Here is a 25,077-nt window from a genome sequence, read left to right on the forward strand (position 1 = left end):
CGGGGGTCCGCCCCGCTATTCGAACAGGCGTGTGCCGGCGATCTCCATGCCGAACCGGCCGGATGCGACGGCGATGGCGGTTTCGTCCTCCCCGGCCATGGGCTTGCCCTTGTGGCGGATGTCGGACGGAGTGACACCGTGGAGCGCCTTGAAGTGGCGCGAGAAGTGGGCGCAGTCGGAGAAGCCGGCTTCGAGCGCGATGTCGGTGACGGACCGCTCCGTGTTGTCCAGGAGCCAGCGGGCGTACTTCAGCCGCAGCGACCGGTAGAAGGCGGCCGGCCGCATCCCGAGCACCGCCTGGAACAGGCGCTCCAGTTGGCGGGTGGACAGCTGGAGCCGTGTGGCGATGTCCGCGATGAGGAGCGGATCGGCCAGGTGCTGCTCCATCAGCAGAAGGGCCCGGCGCACGCGCTCGTCCGCGATGGTGTCGGCGAGCGGCGGGTGCGGCTGGGCGGCCGTGCCGGGACGGGCCTGCTCCAGCACCATGATCTGCCGGCTCTTCTGGGCGACCGCCCGGCCGAGGGAGCGCTCCACGATGAAGGACGCGAGGTCCGCCACCGAGCCGCCGCCCGGGCAGGTGATGCGGTCGCCGTCCACCACGAACAGCCGGTCCGCGACCGGGTGGTGGTGCGGGAACTCGTTGAGGAAGTCCTGGTAGTGGTACCAGTTCACGCAGACGCGCCGGCCGGTCATCAGGCCCGCGCGGGCGAGGATGAAGGACCCGGTGCAGAGGCCCACCAGGGTGACGCCGGCGCGGGCCGCCTGGCGAAGGTAATCCACCGTCGCCTCGTCCACCTGCTTGCCCGCGTGGAGGATGCCGCCGACGATGCAGATGTAGTCGAACCGCTTGGGGTCCACGAAGCCCGAGGTGCGCGAGACGCTGACGCCGCAGGAGGCGCGCACCGGCTCGGGCTTGGAGCCCATGATGGTCCACTGGCAGTTGATCGGCCGGGACAGGTCGCCCTCGTCCGCCGCCAGGCGAAGCTGGTCGACGAAGAGCGAGAAGGCCGACAGGGTGAAGTTGTCGGCCAGAATGAAACCGACACTCAGCCGCGGCCGTCCCTGCGACGCCGCCGGCGCGGCTGGGAGGCGCTGACGCCCCTCGCGCATCTGCATTTACACCTCCCCGATCCGGCTTGGCCTGGGCGCGCACCCCCGTTTTGTTATGATCGCGCGCACCGCGTGGCCGACGCCACCATCCTGATGATATCGAAGGTCCACTCCCAAGATAGTCTTTTTGTGGCAGCCGTTCCTCTTGGCCCGGAAAATAGTCGCCAAGAGGATCGGCCGCCGCTCAGTCGAACTCGCGCCGGGCCTCGTTCAGGAAGGCCACGACCCACTCGGCGAAGGTGCGCCAGCATTCCAGGCGGAAGCTGTCGGGCCCGGTCCGCCAGAGGACGACTTCCACCTTGCCGAGGATGGTGCGGGTCGCCATGCCCACCGGGAAGGCGGAAAGAGACAAGTCGAGCGGGCAGCCGTGATTGAGCACATAGGCGGCCGCCGGCCCCGAGACGGCGAGCGCCACGTTGCGGTGGCTGATGTCCACGACCGCATGGGGCACGCCGGCGAGCGCCGTCTCCAGGGCGGCCGGCAGGGTGGCCGCCTCGGCCTCCGGGGCGATCACCAGCCACTCGTCCGGGCCCAGCCAGAGCGCGGCGCGCCCGCCGGCCTCGGCCGCGCGGCAGACGTCCGTCGGCAGAGGAAAGCCCAGCGCGCCGGCCGCCGCCTCGGCGACGCCGGGCCGTCCGCGCACCGACAGGCGAGTCGCCGGCGGCAGCGGCTCCAAGGCGCAGGCCGCCGCGGCCCGGGAGGCGAGCGGCAGGCCTTCGAACACGGAGCGGCGGAGCGCCGGCTCCTTCAGGGCGACGTCAGCCATTGAGGCGCGCTCCTTCGTGGTCGTAGAAGACGGGCTCCACCACCTTGGCGGCGATCACCCGGTCGGGCATCGGGATGTGGATCGTCTCGCCGATGCGGGCGCGACCGCCCTTAACCATGGCGAGCGCGATGGAGCGGTCGAGCGTCGGGCTCTCGTAGGACGAGGTGACGTGGCCGATCATGCGGGCCGGGACGTGGTAGTCCGGCTCGGCGACGATCTGGGCGCCCTCCTCCAGCACGGTGGCCGGATCCTCGGTGAGCAGGCCCACGAGCTGCTTGCGGTCCGCCACCGCCATGGACGGACGGGCGAGCGCGCGCTTGCCGACGAAATCCGGCTTGGCCTTGCCGACCGCCCACGAGAGGCCGACGTCGTCCGGCGTGGCGGTCCCGTCCGTCTCCTGGCCGACGATGATGTAGCCCTTCTCGGCGCGGGCGACGTGCATGGCCTCGGTGCCGTAGGGCGTGATGCCGTAGGGCTGGCCGGCCTCGAAGACCGCCTGCCAGACGGCTGCGCCATAGTCGGCCGGCACGTTGATCTCGAAGCCGAGTTCGCCGGTGAAGGACACCCGGAACAGGCGGGCCGGCACGCCGCAGACGCGGCCCTCGGCGACGCTCATGTGCGGGAAGGCCTCCGGCGAGAGGTCGATCCCGTCGACGAGCGGCGCGATGACGTCGCGCGCCTTCGGGCCCTGGACGGCGATCACGGCCCACTGCTCGGTGACCGAGGTCAGCCAGACGTCGAGGTGCGGGAATTCGGTCTGGAGATAGTCCTCCATATGGTTGAGCACGCGCGGTGCGCCGCCGGTGGTCGTGGTCACGTGGAAGCGGTCGGCCGCGAGGCGGCCGATGACGCCGTCGTCCATCACGAAGCCGTCCTCGCGCAGCATCACGCCGTAGCGGCAGCGGCCGACGCCGAGCTTCGCCCAGGCGTTTGTGTAGAGAAGCTCCATGAACTTGGCCGCGTCCGGGCCGACCACCTCAATCTTGCCGAGGGTGGAGGCGTCGAACATGCCTACCGACGACCGCATGGCCTTCACCTCCCGGCGGACGGCGGCGTGCTGGTCCTCGCCCGCCCTCGGATACCACCAGGCGCGCTTCCACTGGCCGACGTTCTCGAACGGCGCGCCCCTCTCCACCGCGAAGGCGTGGCTCGGGGTCTTGCGCACCGGGTCGAACAGGTCGCCCCGCGAGGCGCCGGCGAACGACCCGAAGGTGACGGGCGTGTAGGGCGCCCGGAAGGTGGTGAGGCCGATCTGCGGGATGGGCGACTTGATGGCGTCCGACACGATGCCGAGGGCGTTCATGTTGGACGTCTTGCCCTGGTCGGTCGCCATGCCGGTGGTGGTGTAGCGCTTCACGTGCTCGATGGAGCGCAGGCCCTCGCGGGTGGCGAGCTTCAGGTCCTTGGCGGTCACGTCGTTCTGGAAGTCCACGAAGGCCTTCACGGCCGACGGGCTGCGGCTGTGCGGCACGGCGCCGAGATGGCCGCCGGCGGTGCTGTCGCTTCCCTCGACCGCGAAGGCGCGGGCGGCGGGCGCGCGGGTGCGGGACGCCTTGGCGGCGCTCTCGCCGGCGGCAAAGCCGTCCGCCAGCACGGCGGCGAGGTCGAACACGCCGTTGCACGCGCCGGCGGAGCGCTCCTTCTCCACGGACACCGACGGCACGTAGGCCTGGAGCGCGTCGTCGAAGCGCAGCTTGCCGCGCGACTGGGAGAAGAGGTGGACCGTGGGCGTCCAGCCGCCGCACATCAGCAGCGCGTCGCAGGCGACCGGCTCGGGCGCGTGGGCGCCGCCCCGGCCGTCCAGCCGGCCGAGGTGGGCGGCCTTCACCCGCAGGCGGCCGCGGGTGCCGGTCACGGCGGTGCCGGCCTCGATGCGGATGCCGGCGGCCCGGGCGGCCTGCACCAGGGCGCCGTCCGGATTGGGGCGCATGTCGGCCACGACGGCCACATCGATGCCGTGGGCCTTGAGGTCGAGGGCGGTGCGGTAGGCGCTGTCGCACGCGGTGGCGATGACCACGCGCTTGCCGACCGAGGCGGCCCAACGGTTGGCATAGGCGCGGGCGGCGTCGGCGAGGAGGATGCCCGGCCGGTCGTTCTCCGGGAAGACGAGCGGGCGCTCGATGGCGCCGGTGGCGAGCACCACCTCGCCGGCCCGCACCTGCCAGAGGCGCTCGCGCGGCAGCTTCGGGTCCGGGTTGGCGAGATGGTCGGTGACGCGCTCCAGGAGGCCCAGCATGTTGTGCGGGTAGTAGCCGAAGGCGGTGGTGCGGGTGAGCACCTGGACGCCCCTGGCCTTCAGGGCCGCGAGCGTCTCGGCCACCCAGGCGGCGGCGGGGCGCCCCTCAATGGTGGCGGTGACGTCGTGGAGGAGCGAGCCGCCGACCTCCGGCTGCTCGTCGGCGAGCATCACCCGCCGACCGCTCTCGGCGGCGGCAAGGGCGGCCGCGAGCCCGGCCGGGCCGGCGCCGACCACGAGCACGTCCACGTGGGCGTAGACCTGGGTGTAGCGGTCCGCATCCGGCGCGGTCGGGGCCTTGCCTAGGCCGGCCATGGCGCGGATCTTCGGCTCGTAGACCGTCTTCCAGAAGGACTTCGGCCACATGAAGGTCTTGTAGTAGAAGCCCGCCGGCAGGAAGCGCGAGAAGAGGTCGTTGACCGCGCCGGCGTCGAAGCGCAGCGACGGCCAGCGGTTCTGGCTCTCCGCCACCAGGCCGTCGTGGAGTTCCACGACGGGCGCGCGGAGGTTCGGCGTGTAGCGGTCCTGGGTCGCGCCGACCCCGACGAGGGCGTTCGGCTCGTCCGGGCCTGCAGTCAGGAAGCCGCGCGGCCGGTGGTACTTGAACGAGCGGCCCATCAGGTGGACGCCGCTCGCGATCAGCGCGGAGGCGAGCGTGTCGCCTTCGAAGCCCGGGTAGGCGACGCCGTCGAAGGTGAAGCGGACGGGCTTCTGCCGGTCGATCCGGCCGCCCTTGGGAAGGCGGAAGGGCGCGCTCATCGGACGGCTTCCTTCTTGAGGGCGTCGAGGTCCGGACGGGGCTCGCCGGCCTTGTAGGTGGTCACGAAGAAGTCCGAGACGGTGTCGCGGACCGCGTTGAAGAAGCGCCCGCAGCCGTGCACATGGCGCCAGCGCTCCACGGTGAGGCCCTTCGGGTTCGACCGCATGTAGAGCCGGTCGGCGACCTGCTGGTCGTCGAGCGCCTCGGTCGCGGCCGGCCGGGCCACATGGGCTTCGCCGCCGTAGCGGAACTCCAGCTCCGGGCGGTCCCCGCAGATGGGGCAGCGGATGATCAGCATGGGCGGGCTCCGGGGGACGGGGCAGTGGCGAGTGGTTCGGCGAAGGCGGCGGGGACAGCCCCCACCCCAACCCTCCCCCTCAAGGGGGGAGGGGGTGCGGCAGCGCGGTTCAGGAAGTCGGGGCACGCCCGCCCCAAGCGCGTCGGAGCCCCCTCCCCCCTCGAGGGGGAGGGTTGGGGTGGGGGGGCCAACGCTCGACGATTGGACACCATCTTCCCCCTCCTCAGTGCGCCACCGCCGCCGCGGCCGCCTCGTCGATGAGGTAGCCGTCGCGGAAGCGGTCGAGGGTGAAGGGGGCGTTGATGCGGTGGGGCTCGCCGGTCGCGATCGTGTGGGCGAAGACGTTGCCCGAGCCGGGCGTCGCCTTGAAGCCGCCGGTGCCCCAGCCGCAGTTCACGAAGAGGCCCGGGACCGAGGTCTTCGACAGGATGGGCGAGCGGTCCGGCGTCACGTCCACAATGCCGCCCCAGTTGCGCAGCATGCGCATGCGCCGGAACATGGGGAAGAGCTCGCAGATGGCGTCCAGCGTGTGCTCGGTGATGTGGAGCGCGCCGCGCTGGGAATAGCTGGTGTAGGCGTCCGTGCCGGCGCCGATGACGAGCTCGCCCTTGTCCGACTGGGAGATGTAGGCGTGGATGGTGTTGGACATCACCACGCAGGTGAAGGTAGGCTTCACCGGCTCCGACACCAGCGCCTGCAGCGGATAAGATTCCAGCGGCATGCGGACGCCGGCCATGTTCATGACGACGGACGTGTGCCCGGCGGCGACCACGCCGACCTTCTTCGTGCGCACCGTGCCCTTGGTGGTCTCCACCGCCTCGATGGCCCCGGTGGCGTCGCGCCGAATGGCGGTGACCTCGCAGTTCTGGATGATGTCGACGCCCATGGCGTCCGCCGCGCGGGCATAGCCCCAGGCGACGGCGTCGTGTCGGGCCGTGCCGCCGCGCCGCTGGAGGGCGCCGCCGAAGATCGGGTAGCGGATGTTGTCGGAAATGTTCAGCTCGGGACAGAAGGCCTTGCACTCTTCCGGCGTCAGCCACTCGTTGTCGACGCCGTTCAGCCGGTTGGCGTGGATGTGCCGCTTGGCCGACTGCACGTCGTGCACCGTGTGGGCGAGCATCATCACGCCGCGGGCGGAATACATGACGTTGTAGTTCAGCGCCTGGGAGAGGTCGTCCCAGAGCTTCACCGCGTGGTCGTAGAGGGCCGCGCTCTCGTCGAAGAGATAATTGGAGCGGATGATGGTGGTGTTGCGGCCCGTGTTGCCGCCGCCGATCCAGCCCTTCTCCAGCACCGCCACGTTGGTGATGCCGTGCTCCTTGGCGAGATAGTAGGCGGTCGCGAGGCCGTGCCCGCCGCCGCCGATGATGACGACGTCATAGGCGGGCTTCAGGGCCGGCTGGCGCCACAGGGGCTCCCAGCTCTGGTGTCCGCCGAAGGCTCTGCGCAGGAGCTGAAGGGCCGAATAGGTCTGCATGGCGGAACCACCGTCGCTGTCGGATACGTGCGGCGGATCATTTGCCGGAATGCCCGGAAACCGAAAGCAGGGAGACGGCGGGCGAGTTGAACAAAAGCGACATGGATGTCGCCTCTGGACGGAGACGCGCGGCTAAGGCCGGTCACGCCGCCGGCGGTGCCCGCTCCGTCCGCCGTTCGGCGCCCTCACACGCCCGTCGCGAGCATCTCCTCCAGGCGCTTCAGGACTGCGGCCCTCTCCTCGTCGGTGAGCGGATTGGTCTCGAAGAGGTCGGCGGTCTTCAGGCCTTCGATGGCCAGGAAGGCGATGAGGGAGAGGCAAGGGTCGCCGGCGGCGCGGAAGCGGTCGGCGAGCGCCTGGTTGCGGGCGCGCAACGGGTCGAGGAGGCCCGGATTTTCGGCGATGGCGGCGAGGAAGCCGGACGGCGGGCGGGCCCGGCAGACCGCGTCCGCGGCGGCGGCGGCCACGAACGCGCAGGCGGCCCGGTTGGGCGCCTCGCCCAGGGCGGCCTCCGCCTCGCTGCGGCGGATGTCCAGGTCGATGATGTGGCTGGCGACGAGCGCCTTCAGGAGGTCCGTCTTGGTCGGGAAGTTGTAGAGAAGCCCGCCCTTGGAGATGCCGGCGCGCTCGGCCACCGCTTCCAGCGACAGGTGTCCCGCGCCGACCTCGCCCACCAGTTCCACCGCCGCCGCCACGATCCGCTCGCGCGAGGACGGCCGACCGCGCTTCTTCGCGACCCCGGCCGAGCCCGAAGCAGCGGCCGTGGCGCTCTCCGTCGCCGCGCGTTCGGTCGCGACGTCCTTGATCGCGGCGCCTGTCGTCACCGCGTCTGCGTCGACGGACGGGTTGGAACTCGCGGCGGATTTCCGGCCGCGCGAGGGAGCTTGAGCGGAACCGGACGCGGCGCCGCGACGTTGTTCACTGGAAATTGAAGCCAACAGGGTGTCCCATACGGTTTTTGCATATGCAATCTGCAGCACAGCAGATTGACAGAACCGTCCGGACGGTACAGTTATTGCCCCGAGATCGCAAGCCCTGCCCCGGCCTCCGTGCCCGGAGCAGCGTTTCGGTGCTTTCGTTTCAACCGCCAGGTTTCCTCCGGCCGCGCGCCGTCATGGGCGCGAACGGGACATTCTCATGATCAAGAGATTCATCATCGCCATCGTGCTGCTGGTCATCGTGTGCGGCGGCATCGTGGGCTTCAACATGTTCCGCGCGAAGATGATCGGCGACTTCTTCGCCAACATGCCGCAGCAGACCATCACCGTCTCCACCATGGAGGTGAGGCCGGTGCGCTGGGAGCCCGGCATCGAGGCGGTCGGCACCGTCCTCGCGCGCAACGGCGTCGACGTGGCGAGCCAGACGAGCGGCGTCGTCAGCGAGATCCTGTTCAAGGCCAACGACCGGGTCGAGGCCGGCACCGTTCTGGTGCGCATCGAATCCGACGTGGAGCAGGCCGAGCTGATCGCCGCCCGCGCCGCCGTGAACCGCGACCAGCAGAGCCTCGATCGCGCCCGCCAGCTCGCCACGCGCGGCGTCAACTCCACCGCCACCCTGGAGGAGGCGCAGGCCCAGCTCGACACCTCGCGCTCGACCCTTGAACGGCTGCAGGCGGTGCTGGAGCAGAAGGAGATCAAGGCTCCCTTCGCCGGCACCCTCGGCATCCCGCGGATCGACATCGGCCAGTTCATCTCCGCCGGTTCGGTGATCGCCACCCTGCAGGACCTGGACACCATGAAGGTGGACTTCACGGTCCCCGAGCAGCAGCTGCCCTCCATCCGCATCGGCCAGCCCGCGGTGTTCGGCCTCACCCAGAACACCCTGACCTACGCGGGGCAGATCACCGGCATCGATCCGAAGATCGACCCGGCGTCGCGGCTCGTGTCGGTCCAGGCGGAGGTGGACAATTCGGACGGTCAGCTTCGGCCGGGCCAGTTCATCAACGTGCGCGTCAAGCTGCCGACCGAGGATAACGTGGTGGCCCTGCCCCAGTCGGCCGTGGTGACGTCGCTCTACGGGTCCTACGTCTACGTGCTGCAGGAGAAGCCCGCGGACGCCGCCGCGGCGCCCGCCCCCGCGGCGGCCCCGGCCGGCACGGCGAACGCCCAGGAGGGCGAGGCGCCCGCCGCCCCGTCGCTCGTCGCCCGGCAGGTGTTCGTCACGGTCGGCCGGCGGAACGCCGGCCAGATCGAGGTGACCGGCGGGCTCGAGCCCGGTGTCCAGGTGGTGACGGCCGGCCAGAACCGCCTCTCCAGCGGCAGCCCGGTCGTCGTCGACAACACCGTGGATCCGTCGAAGCCCGGCCAGACCCGGGTCCCGGCGAACGGCGCCGCCGCCCCGACGGGCCCCGAGGCGTCCGCCGCCGGCAGCGCCGCGGGCCCGGGCAGCGGCGCGCCCGGCACGGAGAACGGCGGCGCGGCCGGCGGCGTCTCCGGCACCACGGGCACCGGCGGCGCTTCGGCCGCCGGCACGGCCACGGGCGAGACCGGCTCCACCGGAACGGCCAGCGGGAGCTGAACGTCATGAACTTTTCCGAGATCTTCATCCGCCGGCCGGTGCTGTCCATCGTGGTCAGCCTTCTGATCCTGCTCGTCGGCGCGCAGGGCATCCTCAACATGTCCATCCGGCAGTATCCGGAGGTCGAGGAGACGGTCATCACCATCACGACCGTCTACCCGGGCGCTTCGCCGGACCTGATGCAGGGCTTCATCACCACGCCCGTCGCCAAGGCCGTGTCGTCGGCCGAGGGCGTGGACTACGTGACCTCGTCGAGCCGCCAGGGCCAGTCCCAGGTGTCGGTGCACATGCGCCTCAACACCGATCCGGACGCCGCCCTCACGGAGGTGACCGCCAAGGTGCAGCAGGTGCGCGGCACCCTGCCGACCGAGGCGGAGGACCCGGTGATCGTGAAGGGCACCGGGCAGCAGTTCGCGCTCATGTACCTGGCCATCCAGTCGGAGAACATGAACGCCCGCGAGATCACCGAATTCATCAACCGGGTGATCCAGCCGCGCCTCTCCACGGTGGAGGGCGTCGCGGACGCCCAGATCCTGGGCGGCCAGGAGTTCGCCATGCGGGTCTGGATCGACCCGGTGCGGCTCGCCTCCCGCCAGGTGACCGCCACGGAGGTGCTGGCCGCCATCCAGGCGTCCAACTTCCTGTCCGCGCCCGGCAAAACCAAGAACGAGTACGTCGCCTACCAGATCGAGACCGAGACGACCCTCCAGTCGCCGGAGGCGTTCGGCGCGCTGCCGATCCGCTCCAACGGCGACGAGGTGGTGCGCCTGCGCGACGTGGCGACCGTGGAGCTCGGCGCCGAGAACGCGGAGGTGTTCGTCCGCTTCAACGGCCTGCAGGGCGTCTTCATCGGCGTGTTCCCGACGCCGGCCGCCAACCCGCTGGACACGGCGGCGGCGGTGGCGGCGGAACTGCCGGCCATCCAGGAGACGCTGCCCCAGGGCACCAACATCTCGCTCGTCTACGACTCCACGGAGGCCATCTCGGCGTCCATCGAGGAGGTGTTCAAGACCATCGGCGAGGCGGTCCTCATCGTCATCGGCGTGATCCTGCTCTTCCTCGGGTCGTTCCGCTCGGTGGTGATTCCCATCGTCACCATCCCGCTCTCGCTCATCGGCGTCTGCTTCTTCCTCTACGGCCTCGATTACTCCCTGAACACGCTGACCCTGCTCGCCATGGTGCTGGCCATCGGCCTCGTGGTGGACGACGCCATCGTGGTGGTGGAGAACATCCACCGGCACATCGAGGAGGGCATGAAGCCCATGTCCGCGGCCATCACGGGCATGCGGGAGATCTTCGGGCCGGTGGTGGCGATGACCATCACGCTCGCGGCGGTCTACGCGCCGATCGGCTTCACCCAGGGCCTGACCGGCTCGCTGTTCCGCGAGTTCGCGTTCACGCTCGCCGGCGCGGTGATCATCTCCGGCTTCGTGGCCGTCACCCTGTCGCCCATGATGTCGGCCCGGCTCCTGAAGCACGGCGGCACCAGCCGGTTCCAGCGGGTCGTCGACCGGACCTTCGACCGGCTCGCCGGCTGGTACGGCCGGCGGCTGGAGGGCTCGCTCCTCTACCGGCCGGTCACCCTGCTGGTGGTCGTCGCCCTCCTCGGCACGTCCGTCTTCCTCTTCCTCAACACGTCGTCGGAACTGGCGCCGGAGGAGGATTCCGGCGCCGTGTTCAGCCTCGTCACCGGGCCGCAGTACGCGACCGCCGAATACACCGCCATGTACGCCCGCCAGATCGACGAGATGGCCAAGGCGGTGCCGGAGCTGGAGGCCCGCTTCCAGATCGTCGGCGGCGAGAGCGCCAATTCCGGCTTCGCGGGCTTCGTCATGAAGCCGTGGGGCGAGCGCGAGCGCACCCAGCAGGAGATCCAGCAGGAGCTGCAGGGCATCGTGAACAAGTCGGCCGGTCTCCAGGCCTTCGTGTTCGCGCTTCCTTCCCTGCCGGGCTCCGGCGGCGGCCTGCCGGTGCAGGTGGTGCTGCAGTCCACCAACGAGGCGGAGCGGGTGTTCGAGCTCGCCGAGGAGATCAAGAACCGCGCGATGGAGAGCGGTCTCTTCATCGTGGTGCAGAACTCCCTGTCGTTCGAGACCCCGACCGTGCGGCTCGTCATCGACCGCGACCGGGCGGCCGCCCTCGGCGTCACCGTCTCGGAGATCGGCAACACGCTGAACATCCTCGTCGGCGAGGGCTCCGTGTCGAAGTTCGACCGGGACGCCCGGGCCTACGACATCATCCCGCAGGTGCCGCAGCAATACCGGATGAACCCGGAGAACCTCGGCGACTTCTTCGTCCGCAGCCAGTCGGGCGCCATGGTGCCGCTGTCGGCCGTGGTGCGCATCTCCACGGAGGCGTCGGCCCCGGCGATCGAGCAGTTCAACCAGCTGAACTCCTCGACCCTGTCGGCGCTGCCGCGGCCGGGCGTCACCACCGGCGCGGCGCTGCAGGAGATCCAGCGGATCGCCTCAGAGCTGATGCCGGACGGCTACTTCCTGGAGTATGCTGGCCAGTCGCGCCTGGAGGTGGAGGCGGGCAACACCCTCCTCGTCGCCTTCGGCCTCGCCGTGCTGATCATCTACCTGGTGCTCGCCGCCCAGTTCGAGAGCTTCCGCGACCCGTTCATCATCCTGATGTCGGTGCCGCTGTCGGTGTTCGGCGCCATGGTGCCGCTCAATCTCGGGCTCGGGACGCTGAACATCTACACCCAGGTGGGGCTGATCACCCTCGTCGGGCTGATCACCAAGCACGGCATCCTGATGGTGGAGTTCGCCAACCAGCTTCGCGAGGAGCGCGGCTACTCCCGCCGCGACGCCATCGTGGAGGCCGCCAAGGTGCGTCTCAGGCCGATCCTGATGACCACCGCCGCCATGGTGCTCGGCGTGGTGCCGCTCATCATCGCGGACGGCGCCGGCGCGGCGGCGCGCTACTCCATCGGCCTCGTGATCGCCACGGGCATGTCGGTCGGAACGCTGTTCACTCTCTTCGTGGTGCCGATGTTCTACACCTTCATCTCCGAAAGCGACGAGCGCCATGCCGCGAAGGCGAACCGGGCGAAGACCCTGGAAGGTCACGGCGAGGCCCACGACGGCCACGGGCAGCACGGGCAGCCCGTGCCGGCGGAGTGATCCGGACAGGCGAGACGACAAACGGAAACGGCGCGGGAGCGATCCCGCGCCGTTCCTGTATGGACGAGCGATCGACCTGAAGAGGCCCGCCGGAACAGCGAACAGGCTCCGGCGTTCCGCCAAAAAAGCAAACAGGCTCCGGCGTTCCGCCGGACGGGCGGATGGGCCCTCAGAGCGCCGCCAGGTCACCCTTGGCGAGAACGAGTTCGGACAGATGGGCGCCGAACGGGCGCTCCTCGCCGATACCGGTGCCGCAGGCGACGGAATGGCCGGCGGAGACCTCCACGCTCTGGCTGGCGCCGAGGGTCACGTCGACGATGTCGGTGACGCCCTCGCGGCTCTCGCCGACCACCATCATGACGGCGCAGAGGCCGGCCGACGCGAACACCACGTCGGAGGCCCAGCCGGGCACCTCGGCGGCGGTCACGGTGGTCTCGGCCGGAGACAGGAAGGAGGCGCCGCCGATGGAGGCGATGCCGGCCGCTGTGGAGAAAATGAAGGTCCCCGCGGCCGCGAAGGCCGCAACGCGATACGGGATTTTCATGGGTCCGACCGGGGAGTGCCCGGCTCCGATCAATGAGCACTAATGACAATAGGCTACAAGACTTTACGCAACGTGATCATGATCGCACGAAACATACGCGATGCAATGGTCCAAAATGATGATTAGTTAATCTTTGGTCCGAAGTAAATTTACTTCAAATGTCCGACCCGACGTCGTCGGACCCTCGATAACGCGGCCTCTCGGAATCCGTTCCGCCGGACGCGGCAGCGGGTCGCCCATCGGCCTAAGCGACTGACGTGCAAGCCCGTTCAGATCCGGACGGTCGCGTCCGCCTCGTCGGTCGGCTGTGTCGTGAAGCCGCGCACGCTGGCGATCGGCTCGGCGTCGCGCGGGATCTCCACGGCGCTCGTCACATAGGCGGTCACCAGTTCGGCGACCGAGCGCAGCGCGTGCATGTGGGTGCGCTCCCACCCGTGGGAGGCGTCCACCCCGAAGGTGATGAGCGCCGTGCGCACGTCCGCGCCCGCCTCGATGGCCGAGGCGCTGTCGGAGCGGTAGTAGCGGAAGATGTCCGTCTGGTGCCGGATGTCCTCCTCGGCGCAGAGACGGATCAGCTTGCGCGTCAGGTGGTAGTCGAACGGCCCGGTCTGGTCGGCGACCGCGATGGTGACGCCGAACTCGTCCGAGGCCTGGCCCGGCGCGACCGTGCCGTTGTCGATCGCCACCATGGAGGCGATGTCGTGGGTCAGCACCGACGACGCGCCGACGCCGATCTCCTCTGCGATGGAGAACAGGAAGAAGGTGTCCACCGCCGGGCGGACGCCGGCCTCCCGCAGGGCCTTCATGGCCGCCAGCATGGCGGCGACGCCGGCCTTGTCGTCCAGGTGGCGGGACGCGATGAAGCCGTTGGCGAGGAATTCCGGCTGCGGGTCGATCGCGACGGTGTCGCCGACGCAGAAGCCGAGCCGCCTGAGATCCTGCTGGCCGCGGGCGAGCGCGTCCACGCGCAGTTCCACGTGCGGCCAGCCGACCGGGGCGGTGTCCACCTCCTCGTTGTAGGTGTGGCCGGAGGCCTTCAGCGGCAGGATGGTGCCCCGGTAGCCGCCCTTCTCGGTGAACACGGTGCACCGCGCGCCCTCGGCGAACCGGGCGGACCAGTGGCCGATGGGCACGACCTCCAGCCGGCCGTTCTCCTTCAGGCGCTTCACCTGGGCGCCGAGGGTGTCCACGTGGGCGATCACCGCCCGGGCGCCCTTCTCCATGTCACCCTTGAGGGTGGCCCGGATGGCGCCGCGCCGGGTCATGGCGACGGCGTAGCCGAGGGTCTCGATCTCGGCCGAGATCCAGCGGACCACCTGGTCGGTGTAGCCGCTGGGGCTCGGGATGGCGAGGAGGTCGGCGAGGCGGTCGCGCAAGTACCCGGTGTCGATGGCAAGTCTCGGCATCCGTGCGTCTCGGGTCTTTCCGTCACGAGGGGTGGAGCGGGATCAGGTCAGGCGTTGCCCTGGGCATTGTCCCGGGCCTTGCGCTGGACGGCGCGGACCGCGGCCGGCACGGACTGGGGGAACAGGAGGTCCACGAAGCGCTCCGCCGTCGGCTGGGGCTCATGGTTGGCGAGGCCCGGCCGCTCGTTCGCCTCGATGAACGCATAGGCCGGATCGTCGGGCGACTTCACCAGGAAATCGATGCCCGCGACCGGGATCGGGATGGCCTTGGCGGCCCGCACGGCCGCCTCCACGAGCGCCGGATGCACGATGTCGGTGACGTCGTGGATGGTGCCGCCGGTGTGCAGGTTGGCGGTGCGGCGCACGACCACCTCCAGGCCGTCCGGCAGAACGTCGTCGAGGCCGTAGCCGGCCTTCCGGACGCAGCGCTCCGTCTCGCCGTCGAGCGGAATGCGCGACTCGCCCCCGGTGGCGGCGGCGCGGCGGCGGCTCTGGCGCTCGACCAGGTCCCGTACGGTGGACTTGCCGTCGCCCACCACCCGGGGCGGCCGGCGGAGGGCCGCGGCGACGACCTTGTAGTTGATCACCACCAGGCGGAGGTCCTCGCCGGTGACGCATTCCTCGATGATCACCCGCTCGCAGACGGTGCGGGCCACCGCCACGGCCTCCTCCAACTGCTCGGGCGTCTCGATGCCGACGGCGATGCCCCGGCCCTGCTCGCCCCGGGCGGGCTTCACCACCACGCTGCCGACCTCCTTCAGGAAGGCGGCCCGGGCCTCCGGGTCCGTGGTCTCGATCTGGCGCGGCACGCTGAGGCCCGCGCGTTCCATGACCCGGCGGGTGACCGCCTTGTCGTCGCAGATGGAGACGGCGACCGCGGACGTCAGCTCCGACAGGCTTTCCCGGCAGTGGATCGACCGGCCGCCGTAGATCAGGCGGAAGAACCCGCCCTCCGCGTCCGTCACCTCCACGCCGATGCCGCGCCGGCGGGCCTCGTCGATGATGATGCGGGCGTAGGGGTTGAGCTCGGCCTCCGGCATGGGGCCGACATAGAGCCGTTCGTTCACGAAGTTCTTCCGCTTCAGGGTGAAGAGCGGCACCCGGCGGAAGCCGATCTTCTCGTAGAGGGCGATCGCCTCGGCGTTGGTGTGGAGGACGGAAAGGTCCATGTAGGCGGACCCGAGGGCCTTGAACCGCCCGGCCAGGTGATGGACGAGCGCCGCGCCGATGCCCGGCACGGCCGCCTGCGGGTCGACCGCGAGACACCAGAGCGACGACCCGCCCTCCCGGTCCGCGAAGGCCTGCACGTGGTCGACGCCCATCACGGTGCCGACGATGGCGCCGCTCATCGCGTCCTCGGCGACGAGCACGCGCACCACCCGGCTCTCCTTGTTGGCCTCGAACCATTCCGGCGGGATCTGCACCATGCCGCGGGCGGCGTAGATGCGGTTCACCTCCACGGCGTCCTCCCGGTTGGCCACGGGGCGGATGGCGAAGCCGCGCACGGACTTGCGGGAGCCGCGATAGGTCGGAAGGTCGAGCCGAAAGGTGTGCGACGGGTCGAGGAAGAGTTCCTGCGGGGCGGCGGCGAGCGCCACGTGGGGATCGCGGATGTAGAAGGCGATGTCGCGCCGGTCCGGCCCCTCTTCGCGCAGCGACGCGGCGAGCTCGGCCGGATCCTGGAAGGTCTGGCCGAACAGCAGCCGGCCCCAGCCGCAGTCCACCACCACGTTCTGCTCGCTCTCGCCGCCGTCCTCGCCGGGGAAGGGCGGGTGGAAGGACTGGGCGCGCAACCGGCGGAAACGGTGGGCGACGGCCCCGCGGCCGCGGGAAAGGATGCTGCTCATCGTCAAGTCTCCTGGTCGCTCGTCGACGCGGGGCGCGCTGGCCGTCCGCATCGGTCCTGTGTCGACGGCCCGGCGGCCGGCCGGCGGGCGCCGGTCGGGTGCCGCGGCGGCCGGGCCGTCCGCTCGTGTCCGGACGCCCTCAGGCGATCCCTTGCGTCTGCAGCCAGAGCTCCAGCGTCGCCACCTGCCAGAGCGACGAGCCGCCGAGCGGCGTGATGGCGCCCTTCGGGTCGGCGAGCAGCCGGTCGACGGCGCTCCGCCGGAACAGGCCGCGCTCGCGGGCGGCGCGGGATGAGAGCGCGTCGCGCACCATCTCCAGCACCGGGCCCTCGATGTATTTCAGCGCCGGAACCGGGAAGTAGCCCTTCGGCCGGTCGATCACCTCGCTCGGGATCACCTTGCGGCCGACCGCCTTCAGCACCTTCTTGCCGCCGTCGCCGAGCTTGGCGGAGGGCGGGATGCGGGCGGCGAGCTCCACCAGTTCGTGGTCGAGGAAGGGCACGCGGGCCTCCAGCGAGGCCGACATGGTCATGTTGTCGACCCGCTTCACCGGGTCGTCCACCAGCATGACGGTGCTGTCGATATGAAGCGTCTTGTCGACCGGATCGGGGCTGTCGACCGCCGCCATGTGGCGGGCGACGAAGTCGGCCGCCGCCGGATCGGCGAGCGCGCCCGGCTCCAGCATGGCCTCCAGCTCGGCGCGGCTGCGGTCGCCGAAGACGCCCATGTAGTCGGACGCCACGTCGTTGGAGCCGGCGAGCTTCGGATACCAGTGGTAGCCGGCGAACACCTCGTCCGCCCCCTGCCCGCTCTGCACCACGGTCACATGCTTGGCGACCTCCCGGGAGAGGAGGAAGAAGCCCACGTTGTCGTAGGACACCATGGGTTCCGACATGGCCCGGAACACGTCCGGCAGGGCCTGGATCAGGTCCGTGGACGGCACGAAGATCTTGGTGTGGTCGGTGCCGTAGTGGCGGGCTATCAGGTCCGACCACTTGAACTCGTCGCCCTCAAAGTCGTCCACGGTCTCGAAGCCGACCGAGAAGGTCTTCAGGCCCTGCTGGCCGGCCTCGGCGAGGAGGCCGACGATCAGGCTGGAATCGAGGCCGCCGGAGAGAAGCACGCCCACCGGCACGTCCGACACCATGCGCCGGTCTACGGCGCGCCGGAGGGCGGCGAGCACCGCCTCCTCCCACTCGGCCTCGGGCCGGCGGATGTCCGCCTCGGTGCGGGCGAAGGAGAGGCGCCAGTAGACGTGGTCCTGGTGGCGGCCGTCCCGCTCGTAGACGCGCACGGTCGCCGGCGGCAGCTTCCGCACGCCCTTCAGCATGGTGTGGGGCGGCGGCACCACCGCGTGGAACGTCATGTAGAATTCGAGCGCCACCGGATCGATCGACGTGTCCACCTCGCCCGCCGCCACCAGGGACGGCAGCGTGGAGGCGAAGCGCAGCCGGCCGGGCGTTTCGGCGAGATAGAGCGGCTTGATGCCGAACCGGTCGCGCACCAGGGCGACGCGGCCGGTGTCGCGCTCGTGGATCGCGAAGGCGAACATGCCGAGGAAGCGCTTCGGGGCATCGACGCCCCAGGCGGCCCAGGCCTTCAGGATCACCTCGGTGTCGCCGCCGGTAACGAAGCGATGGCCGAGGCCTTCCAGCTCCTGGCGGAGCTCCCGGTAGTTGTAGATGCAGCCGTTGAACGCGATCGTCAGCCCGAGCTCGGTGTCCTGCATCGGCTGGGCGGACCGCTCGCTGAGGTCGATGATGGCGAGGCGCCGGTGCCCGAAGGCGACCCGGCCGTGGGCCACCACGCCGACCCCGTCGGGCCCGCGCTCCACCATGCACGCGCCCATGCGCGACAGGGCCGCGACATCGGCGTCGCGACCGTCGAAGGTCACCTCTCCGGACAATCCACACATGGGGGCTCGTCGTCTCCTGCGCTCGTCGTCGATGAGGACGAAATGCCGGAGGGAGGGGATGGTTCCTGGGAAAAGCCGAAGCGGAGCAGCGGCGGACGGCGGGAATTCGGCGCTTACGCGACGTTCTGCTCGCCGGGCTTCACCTGCCAGATGTTCTGCCGGTTGCGAATCTCGCGGGGCGCCGGGCCGAAGTAGGTGGGCGTCTTCACGAAGTCGCGCGGGGACAGGATCACGCTCTGGATGCGCTGGTAGAGCGACTTGGCCGAAATCGGCTTGCAGAGGAGTTCGTGGATGCCGAGCCGGCGCGCCTCGATGATGCGGCTGCGCTCCGTGTGACCCGTCACCATGATGATCGGGATGTAGGCGAAGGGGTTGGACGGCGAGCGGATCATCCGCACCATGTCGGCGCCGTCGAGGATCGGCATCACCCAGTCGAGAATGAGGATGTCCGGGTTGGCGCGGTCCATGGCTTCGAGGCCTGACGCGCCATCCTCCGCCTCCACGATGCGGCGCGCCCCGAACCCCTGCAGCATGGTGCGCAGGATGGTCCGCATGTAGGCGCTATCTTCCACGACCAGGAAGGTCAGGGACGACAGATCGAGTTGCACGAAGGGGCTCCTTGACTGGCGTCCAGGATGGCAGTCAAACATGAACAACGGGTTAGGTCCCGCCCGTCGGGCGAGCGGAACCGGCCGCCGGGTGGCGCGTCGAGGAAAATGACCATCGGCGAAAGGAAACCTTTACCGTCCCGTCCGCATCGTGAGGTGATCGGGCCCGATCGCCGTTCGGTCCCGGCGTCGGCGCGGCTAGGCTCGTGCGGTTCCGGCCGAACGCGTGCGGCGGGTGGACGCGGATCGGTTGACGCCGATCAAGGACGGCGTAAGTAAAGCCTGGAATTCTGCGCTTCTCGTGTTTTGCCGGCCGGTGGGCCGTGAGCGGCAAAACGGCTTTCGATAGGCGGCTGGGGACTGTATAAGTTCGGTCGCGACCGGGGGTACGGATCGGATCATGGATTACACCACTTTCTTCGAAGACGCGGTTCGCGCCCTCAAGGACGAGAAGAGATACCGGGTCTTCGCCGACCTGGAGCGCATGGCGGGCCGCTTCCCGCACGCCAAGTGGCATCGCGGCGACGAGAGCCGCGAGATCGTGGTGTGGTGCTCCAACGACTACCTCGGCATGGGCCAGCATTCCGCCGTGATCGGCGCCATGACCGAGACCGCCGAGCGCATGGGCGCCGGCGCGGGCGGCACGCGCAACATCTCCGGCACCAACCATCCGCTCGTCCAGCTGGAAGCCGAACTCGCCGACCTCCACGGCAAGGAGGCGGCGCTCGTCTTCACCTCCGGCTACGTCTCCAACGAGGCGGCCATCTCGACGATCGCCCGGCTGCTGCCGGACTGCCTGATCCTCTCCGACCAGCTGAACCACGCCTCCATGATCCATGGCGTGCGCTCCTCCGGCGCCGCCAAGCAGGTCTGGCGCCACAACGACCTCGGCCACCTGGAGGACCTCCTCAAGGCCGCCGGCCGCGAGCGCGCCAAGCTGATCGTATTCGAGAGCGTCTATTCGATGGACGGCGACGTGGCGCCGATCGAGCGCATCGCCGACCTCGCCGACGAGTACAATGCCTACACCTACATCGACGAGGTGCACGCGGTCGGCATGTACGGGCCGCGCGGCGCCGGCATCTGCGAGCGCGACGGCGTGATGGACCGCATCGACGTGATCGAGGGCACCCTCGCCAAGGCCTACGGCACCATGGGCGGCTACATCACCGGCACGTCGGCCCTCGTCGACGCGGTGCGCTCCTACGCGCCGGGCTTCATCTTCACCACCGCCCTGCCGCCGGGCCTCTGCGCAGCGGCGGTCGCCTCCATCCGGCACCTGAAGGAGAGCCAGGCGGAGCGCGACGCGCACCAGCGCCAGGCGAACCTCACCAAGGCGGTGCTCGCCGCCGCCGGCTTGCCGGTGATGCCGAGCGAGACCCACATCGTGCCGGTGCTCGTGGGCAATCCGGACCTCTGCAAGCAGGCGTCCGACATCCTCCTTGAAAAGCACGGCATCTACATCCAGCCGATCAACTACCCCACCGTGCCGCGCGGCACGGAGCGGCTGCGCATCACGCCGACCCCGTACCACCACGACGGCCTCGTCGATCACCTCGCCGACGCCCTCGTCGACGTGTGGCAGACCCTCGGCCTGCCGCTGAACACGCCGCAGACCGTGGCCGACGAGGACGACGGCGTGGTCATCCGCCGCCAGATCTTCCGCGCGGCGGGCGGGTGAGCGCGATCGACAGCCTGGTCAGGTAATCAAGGCGGGCTCCGGCCCGCCTTTTGTCGTCGCGATCAGGCGAAATCGTCTGGTTTGACGTCGCGCGCTCGCAGGCAAACCGCCTCCTCCCTCACAGATCGTCGTCCTGGATGGCGCGCCAGGCGGCGCCGTCCAGGTCCTCGTACTGGTTGGTCCGGAGCGACCAGAGGAAGCCGGCAAGGCCGAGGAGGCCGAGGCTGAGGGCAATGGGGACGAGATAGACGAGGATGCTCATCGGGCGGTCTCCCGGATGGTGGCCGGCACGGGGCAGGCCTCGGCGGCGGGCGCCGGCCGCGCCGGGGCGGCGGGCCGGGCGACCCGGCGCAGGCGGAGGGCGTTCACGGTGACGATCAGCGACGAGCCCGACATGGCGAGCGCCGCCACGAGCGGCGTCACATGGCCGGCCACGGCGACCGGCACGGCGATCGCGTTGTAGACGACCGCGATCCAGAGGTTCTCGGTCATCAGCCGGCGAGCCGCCCGGGCGACCTCGAGGGCGACCCGCACGGGCGCCAGGCGCTCGCCGAGAAAGACCGCGTCGGCGGCGGACTGGGCGAGGTGGGCGCCGGAGACCGGCGACAGCGACACCGGCGCGGCGGCGAGCGACGGCGCGTCGTTGAGACCGTCGCCCACCATCAGAACCGTCCGCCCTGCGGCCTTGAGGGCGTTCAGCCGGGCGATCTTCGACGCCGGAGTCGCCTCGGCGATCCACTCATCCACATGGAGCACCCGGGCCACCTCCGCCACCGCCTCGGCGCGGTCGCCGGAGAGGATCTCGATGGCGCAGCCGAGCTTCCGCAGCGCCGCGACGGTCGCCTTCGCGTCCGCCTTCAGGGTCTGGGCGAGCGCGAACACCACCGGTTCCGCCGCCCCTTCCCGGTAGGCGATGAAGGAGGCGGTCGGATTGAGGCTCTGTTCCATCAACCGGCGCACCTGCGAGACGGCGCAGAAGTCGAGGCTGCCGAGGCGCGCGGTCCGCCCTTCCACCATCGCCTCGACGCCCTCGCCCGGATGCTCGGTCACCTGTTCGGCCGGCTTCACCGCGCCGCCGGCCTTGGCCAGCGCCCGGGCGAGCGGATGGCGGCTGGCGAGCGCCACGGCGGCGGCCCGGCGGAGCACGTCCGCGTCCACCGCGTCCGGGCCGACGAGGGTCGGCTCCGGTGTCGTCAGCGTGCCGGTCTTGTCGAACACGATCGTGTCCACGGCGGCGAGCCGCTCGATCGCGTCGCCGGCGTTGAGGAGGACGCCGTTGCGGAAGAGCCGCCCGGCGGCCACCACCTGCACGGCCGGGATGGCGAGGGCGAGGGCGCACGGGCAGGTGATGATCAGCACCGCGATGGCGATGACGAGGCTGTCGTTCCACGGCAGGCCCGCGATCATCCAGCCGACGAAGGTGAGCGCCGCCGCCGAATGGACCACCGGCGCATAGAGGCGCGCGGCCTTGTCGGCGAGCCGCAGATGGGCCGACTTGGCGCTCTCCGCCTCGCCGATCAGCCGTTCGATCTCGGCGACGAGCGTCCCGTCGGCGGCGGCGGTCACCGTCACGGTCAGGCTGCCGAAGCCGTTCACGGTGCCGGCGTGGACCATGTCGCCGGCACCGACGCGGGCCGGCACGGTCTCGCCGGTGACGAGGCTGGTGTCGAGTTCGGACGCGCCGGTCTCCACGCGCCCGTCCACCGGCACCTTCTCGCCGGGGCGGACCAGCACCCGGTCGCCCGGCCGGACGCGCGAGACGGGGACCTCCACGAGCCCGCCGTCGGGCTCCACCCGCACGGCGCTGTCGGCGCGCAGCACCGCCAGCGTCTCCGCCTCCACGGCGGTGCGCCGGCGCATGTTCTCGTCGAGAAAGCGGCCGAGGAGGAGGAAGAAGAGCAGCATCAGCGCCGAATCGAAGAAGGCCTCGTGGGCGTGGGTCAGGGTGTTGACGAGCGAGAGCCCCATGGCGAGCGTCACGCCGATCGTGATCGGCACGTCCATGTTGACGGCGCGCCGGCGGATGGCCGCGATGGCGCTCTCGTAGAAGGGCGCCGCCGCATAGGCGACGCACGGGATGGCCACGAGGGCCGACATCCAGTGGAAGAAGTCGCGGGTCTCGGGTGTGATGTCCGTGACGTTGCCGGACCAGACCGACACGGACAGAAGCATCACGTTCATCGCCCCGAACCCGGAGACGCCGAGGCAGCGCAGCAGCCGGCGCGAGGTCTCCGACGGCCGGGCGATGCCGGTCGGGTCGAACGGCCGGGCCGGATAGTGCAGCGCCTCCATGCGGGCGAGGATCGCGTCCGGGTCCACCGTGGCCGGGTCGTAGACCACCGCCACGCGCCGGTTGGCGAGGTTCACCCGGGCCGACGCGACGCCGTCCAGGCGGCCGAGGCCGCGCTCGATGTCGCCCATGCAGGCGGCGCAGGTGATGCCCTCCACCGCCAGCATCAGCCGCCGGCGGCCGTCGGCGTCCGCGGTCGTGAAGGCGTCCCAGTCGCGACGGGGCGGCGTCGCGGCGACGGCGGCAACCATGCCGGGTTCGGAGGCGAGCGTCGACATGTCAGCGTCTCTTCAGGGCTTCAGGAACAGGTGGTTCCGGCTGCGGAACAGGCGCTCGCCGTCCCGGCTCGCCTCCACCTCGAGGATCCACTGGCCGGGCGCCACGTCGGCGACGAGACCCGCATAGGTGCCGTCGGCGCCTTCGGTCAGGGTCACGGACCGGTCGCGGGAGGCGGCCGTCGGGTGCTTCAGGATCGCCTCCACGGTCAGGTCGCGTTCCGCGCGGCCGCCCGGCGCGTGGAAGGCGGCGGTCACGGCTGCGCCGCGCGCCGCGATGCGGGCGTCGAGGTCCACGGTCCAGTGCCGCGTCTCCTGGGCGCGGGCGGCGTCGCGCTCGGCCTCGAACTGCTGGCCGGCCTTGTAGGAGCTCGCCACCTCCAGCCCCGGGAAGGACGTGAGGGCGAAGTAGATCAGCGCGCCGTTGGCGGCGAAGATCACGAAGAAGAAGGCGAGCACCCAGGCGAGGACCCGGGTGCCGGTGACGGGACGGTCGGCGGGAAGTGCGGCGGCCATGGGCGATGGTCTCTCGGGCGACGGGGCGGCCGGCTCGGCCGCGGGTTGAAGCGGGCGGGCGGCGGCCCGTCGGGAGCCGCCGCCCGCCGGTCGGAGCGCCCTCAGGGCAGCTTGAAATAGTCGCGGGCGGTGGCGGTCTCGCCGCCGGCGATGTCCACGATGCGGAACGTCACCGGCGTGGAGGCCTCGGTGACGGCCCCGCGCGGCACGGCCACGTGGACGCGCAGCTCGCGGGTCGTGTCCGGCGGCACGATGACGAGCGGCACGCCGTTGATGGTCTGGTCGACGCCCACCGCGTCGATGGCGGCGCCCTCCGGCAGGCCCTCGACCGCCAGGGTGAAGGACCGCTCCTCCGTGCGCTTGTTGAGGAGGCGCACGGTGAAGCCGTTGCGCACCCCGCCGTCGGAAAGCTGCACCGCGATCGGGTTGCGGTCGTGGAGCACGCTCACGTCCTGGAAGCTCCGGGTGGCGAGGCCGTAGAGCATGACGCCGCCGACGATCGCCATGACGACCACGTAGAGCACGGTCCGCGGGCGCACGATCCGGTAGATCGGCGGCTTGCCGGCCTCCCGGCGGTCGATGTTCATGTCGGTGTCGTAGCCGATCAGCCCCGGCTCGCGGCCGACCTTGGCCATCATGGTGTCGCAGGCGTCGATGCAGAGGCCGCACTGGATGCAGCCGAGCTGGCTGCCGTCGCGGATGTCGACGCCGGTCGGGCAGACGAACACGCAGGCGTTGCAGTCGATGCAGTCGCCAGCCTTCTCGCCGGCGGCGCGCAGCTTCTCCGCCGTCTTGACGGAGGTGCGCGGCTCGCCCCGGTCGGCCCGGTAGGTGACGTTGAGGGCCCACTCGTCGGTCAGGGCGGCCTGGATGCGCGGCCACGGGCACATGTAGAGGCAGACCTGCTCGCGCATGTGGCCGGCGAGCGTGTAGGTGGTGAAGGTCAGGATGCCGATCCAGACGTAGACGGCGAGCGGCGCCTGGTGGGTGATCAGCTGGTGGACGAGGGTCGGCGCGTCCGCGAAGTAGAGCACCCAGGCGCCGCCGGTCCACCAGGCGATCATCAACCAGCCGAGGTGCTTCATGGTGCGGCGAGCGATCTTCTCGCCGGTCCACGGGCCCTTGTCGAGCAGCATGCGGTCGCGCCGATCGCCCTCGGTCAGGCGCTCCACCCACAGGAAGAGGTCGGTCCAGACGGTCTGCGGGCAGAGATAGCCGCACCAGACCCGGCCCGCGACCGCGTTCATCAGGAAGAGCGCGACGGCGGCCAGCACCAGCAGGCCGGTGATGTAGTAGACCTCCTGCGGCCAGATCTCGATGAAGAAGAAATAGGCGCGCCGGCCGGCGAGATCGATCAGCACCGCCTGGTCGGGCGCGTTCGGGCCGCGGTCCCAGCGCACGAACGGCAGGAAGTAGTAGATGCCGAGCGTGATGAACAGCACCGCCCACTTGATCGTGCGCAGGCGCCCGTGCACGGCCGCCGGGTAGATCTTCTTCGCCGACGCGTAGAGGACGTCTTCGCCCCCGGCCGTCTCGTCGTGATCGACGCGCATGTCCGTCCAACTCCTCGAAGCGACGGCCAGGGCTTCGCCGACGGCCTGTCGCGGGTGGACTATGGTCGAGGCCGGCGGGGGCGGCATTGACTTTGGTCAAATGACGGAAGGCTGCTGGACGGACCGGGCGGTCGGATCTCTCACGCTTCA

17 protein-coding genes and 1 pseudogene are annotated in these 25,077 nt (G+C 70.4%); 3 read left to right on the forward strand and 15 right to left on the reverse strand.

Annotated features, from left to right (window positions below; all coding sequences use genetic code 11):
* Positions 1 to 15 precede the first annotated feature (15 nt).
* The 6 genes from HND91_RS09300 to HND91_RS09325 form a co-directional block, all read right to left on the reverse strand.
* A complete protein-coding gene (locus HND91_RS09300; protein ID WP_246329381.1) occupies positions 16 to 1,116 on the reverse strand; it encodes a GlxA family transcriptional regulator in 1,101 nt (366 codons plus the stop codon).
* A 178-nt stretch (positions 1,117 to 1,294) separates the two neighbouring features.
* Positions 1,295 to 1,876: a sarcosine oxidase subunit gamma gene (locus HND91_RS09305; protein ID WP_181706285.1), complete on the reverse strand. Its 582-nt coding sequence runs from the start codon at positions 1,874 to 1,876 to the stop codon at positions 1,295 to 1,297.
* Complete coding sequence (locus HND91_RS09310) at positions 1,869 to 4,871, reverse strand: sarcosine oxidase subunit alpha (RefSeq protein WP_181706286.1); 3,003 nt, start codon at positions 4,869 to 4,871, stop codon at positions 1,869 to 1,871. The genes HND91_RS09305 and HND91_RS09310 overlap by 8 nt, the downstream gene beginning before the upstream one ends.
* A complete protein-coding gene (locus HND91_RS09315; protein ID WP_181706287.1) occupies positions 4,868 to 5,170 on the reverse strand; it encodes a sarcosine oxidase subunit delta in 303 nt (100 codons plus the stop codon). The genes HND91_RS09310 and HND91_RS09315 overlap by 4 nt, the downstream gene beginning before the upstream one ends.
* 223 nt (positions 5,171 to 5,393) lie before the next feature.
* Complete coding sequence (locus tag HND91_RS09320) at positions 5,394 to 6,647, reverse strand: sarcosine oxidase subunit beta family protein (RefSeq protein WP_181706288.1); 1,254 nt, start codon at positions 6,645 to 6,647, stop codon at positions 5,394 to 5,396.
* Positions 6,648 to 6,832: 185 nt separating this feature from the next.
* Complete coding sequence (locus HND91_RS09325) at positions 6,833 to 7,471, reverse strand: TetR/AcrR family transcriptional regulator (RefSeq protein ID WP_181706289.1); 639 nt, start codon at positions 7,469 to 7,471, stop codon at positions 6,833 to 6,835.
* Between the two features lie 313 nt (positions 7,472 to 7,784).
* Between HND91_RS09325 and HND91_RS09330 the strand changes: the two are divergent.
* Together HND91_RS09330 and HND91_RS09335 are read left to right on the forward strand one after the other, a co-directional pair.
* Positions 7,785 to 8,942: pseudogene (locus tag HND91_RS09330) on the forward strand (efflux RND transporter periplasmic adaptor subunit); the annotation flags it as partial.
* A 227-nt stretch (positions 8,943 to 9,169) separates the two neighbouring features.
* Positions 9,170 to 12,292 (forward strand): efflux RND transporter permease subunit, encoded by a 3,123-nt coding sequence (locus HND91_RS09335; RefSeq protein ID WP_181706291.1) that lies wholly within the window; start codon positions 9,170 to 9,172, stop codon positions 12,290 to 12,292.
* Positions 12,293 to 12,461: 169 nt separating this feature from the next.
* On the opposite strand, the gene HND91_RS09340 is transcribed toward HND91_RS09335, so the two are convergent.
* From HND91_RS09340 to HND91_RS09360, 5 genes are all read right to left on the reverse strand, one after another.
* On the reverse strand, positions 12,462 to 12,836 hold the full coding sequence (locus HND91_RS09340) for a hypothetical protein (protein ID WP_181706292.1): 375 nt from the start codon (positions 12,834 to 12,836) through the stop codon (positions 12,462 to 12,464).
* Positions 12,837 to 13,105: 269 nt separating this feature from the next.
* Positions 13,106 to 14,242, reverse strand: a complete 1,137-nt coding sequence (locus tag HND91_RS09345) for an osmoprotectant NAGGN system M42 family peptidase (RefSeq protein WP_181706293.1) — start codon at positions 14,240 to 14,242, stop codon at positions 13,106 to 13,108.
* Between the two features lie 47 nt (positions 14,243 to 14,289).
* Complete coding sequence (ngg, locus tag HND91_RS09350) at positions 14,290 to 16,089, reverse strand: N-acetylglutaminylglutamine synthetase (protein ID WP_181706294.1); 1,800 nt, start codon at positions 16,087 to 16,089, stop codon at positions 14,290 to 14,292.
* A 139-nt stretch (positions 16,090 to 16,228) separates the two neighbouring features.
* Positions 16,229 to 18,004 (reverse strand): N-acetylglutaminylglutamine amidotransferase, encoded by a 1,776-nt coding sequence (locus HND91_RS09355; RefSeq protein ID WP_181706295.1) that lies wholly within the window; start codon positions 18,002 to 18,004, stop codon positions 16,229 to 16,231.
* Positions 18,005 to 18,117: 113 nt separating this feature from the next.
* A complete protein-coding gene (locus HND91_RS09360) occupies positions 18,118 to 18,612 on the reverse strand; it encodes a response regulator (protein ID WP_181706296.1) in 495 nt (164 codons plus the stop codon).
* 400 nt (positions 18,613 to 19,012) lie between these two features.
* Between HND91_RS09360 and hemA the strand changes: the two genes are divergently transcribed.
* Complete coding sequence (hemA, locus tag HND91_RS09365; protein WP_181706297.1) at positions 19,013 to 20,293, forward strand: 5-aminolevulinate synthase; 1,281 nt, start codon at positions 19,013 to 19,015, stop codon at positions 20,291 to 20,293.
* A gap of 118 nt (positions 20,294 to 20,411) precedes the next feature.
* Here the strand turns inward: hemA and ccoS are convergent, their stop codons facing one another.
* From ccoS to ccoG, 4 genes are all read right to left on the reverse strand, one after another.
* Positions 20,412 to 20,555 carry a cbb3-type cytochrome oxidase assembly protein CcoS gene (ccoS, locus tag HND91_RS09370; RefSeq protein WP_181706298.1) on the reverse strand — a complete coding sequence of 48 codons (144 nt, stop codon included), beginning with the start codon at positions 20,553 to 20,555 and terminating at the stop codon, positions 20,412 to 20,414.
* Entirely contained in the window at positions 20,552 to 22,861 is a 2,310-nt protein-coding gene (locus HND91_RS09375) for a heavy metal translocating P-type ATPase (RefSeq protein WP_246329383.1), read from the reverse strand. Before HND91_RS09375 ends, ccoS begins: the two co-directional genes overlap by 4 nt.
* Before the next feature lie 12 nt (positions 22,862 to 22,873).
* Positions 22,874 to 23,374: a FixH family protein gene (locus tag HND91_RS09380; protein ID WP_181706299.1), complete on the reverse strand. Its 501-nt coding sequence runs from the start codon at positions 23,372 to 23,374 to the stop codon at positions 22,874 to 22,876.
* A 101-nt stretch (positions 23,375 to 23,475) separates the two neighbouring features.
* The gene (gene ccoG / locus HND91_RS09385) at positions 23,476 to 24,927 is read right to left on the reverse strand and encodes a cytochrome c oxidase accessory protein CcoG (protein ID WP_181706300.1); all 1,452 of its coding nucleotides are present in this window, start codon (positions 24,925 to 24,927) and stop codon (positions 23,476 to 23,478) included.
* Positions 24,928 to 25,077 lie beyond the last annotated feature (150 nt).

The organism is Chthonobacter rhizosphaerae (assembly GCF_013839525.1).
GTDB lineage: Bacteria > Pseudomonadota > Alphaproteobacteria > Rhizobiales > Pleomorphomonadaceae > Chthonobacter > Chthonobacter rhizosphaerae.